The sequence below is a fragment of the Synechococcus lacustris str. Tous genome, assembly GCF_003011125.1.
Taxonomy (GTDB): domain Bacteria; phylum Cyanobacteriota; class Cyanobacteriia; order PCC-6307; family Cyanobiaceae; genus Synechococcus_D; species Synechococcus_D lacustris.
The window spans coordinates 1-1,928 of record NZ_PXVC01000158.1; the positions used below are offsets into that span (position 1 = coordinate 1).

Annotated in this window: 4 protein-coding genes; 3 read left to right on the forward strand and 1 reads right to left on the reverse strand. The window is 42.8% G+C overall.

The annotated features are described in order from the left end of the window. Window positions 1-393: hypothetical protein (locus C7K08_RS13760; protein ID WP_133165308.1), on the reverse strand; the 393-nt coding region annotated here is incomplete at its 3' end. A gap of 49 nt (window positions 394-442) precedes the next feature. Between C7K08_RS13760 and C7K08_RS13765 the strand changes: the two genes are divergently transcribed. From C7K08_RS13765 to C7K08_RS13775, 3 genes are all read left to right on the forward strand, one after another. Further along, window positions 443-679 carry a hypothetical protein gene (locus C7K08_RS13765; RefSeq protein ID WP_106501093.1) on the forward strand — a complete coding sequence of 79 codons (237 nt, stop codon included), beginning with the start codon at window positions 443-445 and terminating at the stop codon, window positions 677-679. A 125-nt stretch (window positions 680-804) separates the two neighbouring features. Then, on the forward strand, window positions 805-1,146 hold the full coding sequence (locus C7K08_RS13770; RefSeq protein ID WP_106501094.1) for a hypothetical protein: 342 nt from the start codon (window positions 805-807) through the stop codon (window positions 1,144-1,146). A gap of 3 nt (window positions 1,147-1,149) precedes the next feature. Next, on the forward strand, window positions 1,150-1,928 hold a 779-nt coding region (locus C7K08_RS13775), incomplete at its 3' end, for a hypothetical protein (RefSeq protein ID WP_133165309.1).

The following is a 1,928-nucleotide window of genomic DNA, read 5'->3' on the forward strand; positions in this document are numbered from 1 at the left end:
AGCAAATATTGTACCTTCAATTTTCGCCATTGCCGTTTCGTCGTCCACAGAAACAATATTATCTATATCAAGTGAAATATCAGTTCTCGAAGGAACTTGGTATTTTGCGTTGGCGTAGTTAACTGATTTTGAAGAGACATCGTTGATTTTACGATAGCGTTCTACTGCTTTCAGCAGTATTTTTGGTTCATAAAATCCATATACTTCCGATCGATCGTTTGTGAGGGGAGGCATTTCGCGGAAGTCTAGTAAATCCTTTAGGGCGAAAGCCCCAAATATTACCCCAAAAGCGATGAGTAGTATAAGGAAATCTTTAGGTATCTTTGCCGTGTACCTGTTGATAAAAGCTTGGATAACAATAAATGGTTTCGTGATTTTCAAAATCTGATTCAAAATTTATGCATAAATTACCATTTGAAAATCAAAAAGTCAATTTGAATGCTTGCGGCACTTCACACGCAGCTACGCCGATACCGCAGATCGCTACCAACGCAGCCTGCGGCAGTTCGAGAGGGGCCAGCGGGCTATGGCTTTGCTTGAGCGAGATCAAGGCGACGAGCTAACCCGAAAGCACCAGAGGCAACGGATCGCGGTTGAGGCCCTAGGGCGTGAAAAGCTAGACGAACTAAACGACTGGGTGGCCGGCCAACTGCAACGGGTTTACTCACCTGGTGCATAAGCCTTATGCTTTGGATAAGAACATTCCTGAGTAATGCGGAAATATTTCGTAATGTTGATAAAGCAATTCAACTAGAAAAGTATGATTACAATAAAACTAATTAAGAATTCATTTGGGCAGCTTTTATGCGTGAGGCAGATGAAGAAAATAAGCATCCCGAGCTAAGCGGAAGCTACCAAGGGCCAGGCACAATGCCTGATAACGTAAGCGATCTTCTTACTAGAGCGCAACTTGATAATGCACGAGATGTATACAAGCTAATTGAGTCGAGAAGTGAGCTCAACCCCTATCAAGATCGTGAGCTGGCAGTAAAGATCGTTAACAGGCTGGTGGATTATCACGATACCATTATCAGCAAGCAAATTGAAGAGGGCAATGCCAGTTCTGTAGTAAATTGGGCTATTGATCTGCAAAGGCTTAAGCTTGCAGTTGAACTTCTCGAAAGCGTTGATCTCTCTGACGATTAAACCATGAACAAATCTCAGATCGATATCGAGGATTTATTTGACTGGCTCGAGCAACAGCCGGAGTTAGCTCAACTGCGTAAGCAGGCTGCTGCCACACCGTGTGAATATTGCCCTACGGAAATAACAACAGATCTGAGGCTAAAAACAAAGGCAAACACTGAGCTTGCCAATGAGGAAGGGATAATCGGTAAGTTCCGGGATATTATTTGGGTGCCCGGTAGAAATATGCGGGGTAACGCATTCTCAACTCCTGAGCTTGACAGATCGCTTAGTTCAGTGGCGAAACTGATGAGCATTTCTACTTTATGGGATTTTGTTACAACAATTCCATTGTTTAGCTTTAGCTTAAGTCTTTTTTCTTGGGGAGCTATACCAGCAGGTACAGCATTATCATTTATTCTTTTATGGGCGTCTAACGTTGCTGGTGAGAATGCAACTGATCGCAGGCCAAAACATACCTCTAAGGCTAATTGGAGTCTTGCGGCTTTTGTACTACTAAGTGTTGCAAAAACACTTGTGTCGGGTGTAGGGGTAGATCTCATGATCGGTAATCGAGCTATTCAGGCCGAATACGCCCAGAAATTAGCTGAAAATAAACTTTCAGAAGATCGCGCCAATCTCACAGAACAAAGTAAACCAAGTAGCAACCTAATTGCAGCAACCCAAAGATGCAGCGAACTTCAGGATCAAATGAAACAGCTCGGTGCCAATAGAGCCGTCAATAATTTGCAATATACGTCTGTTCTTGTTCAAGCTAATGGTACTTTTGAAGATAATAAAAG

Bases quoted from the DNA above. Each gene is read 5' to 3' on its own strand.
- C7K08_RS13770 (WP_106501094.1), top strand. From the start codon at position 805: ATGCGTGAGGCAGATGAAGAAAATAAGCATCCCGAGCTAAGCGGAAGC.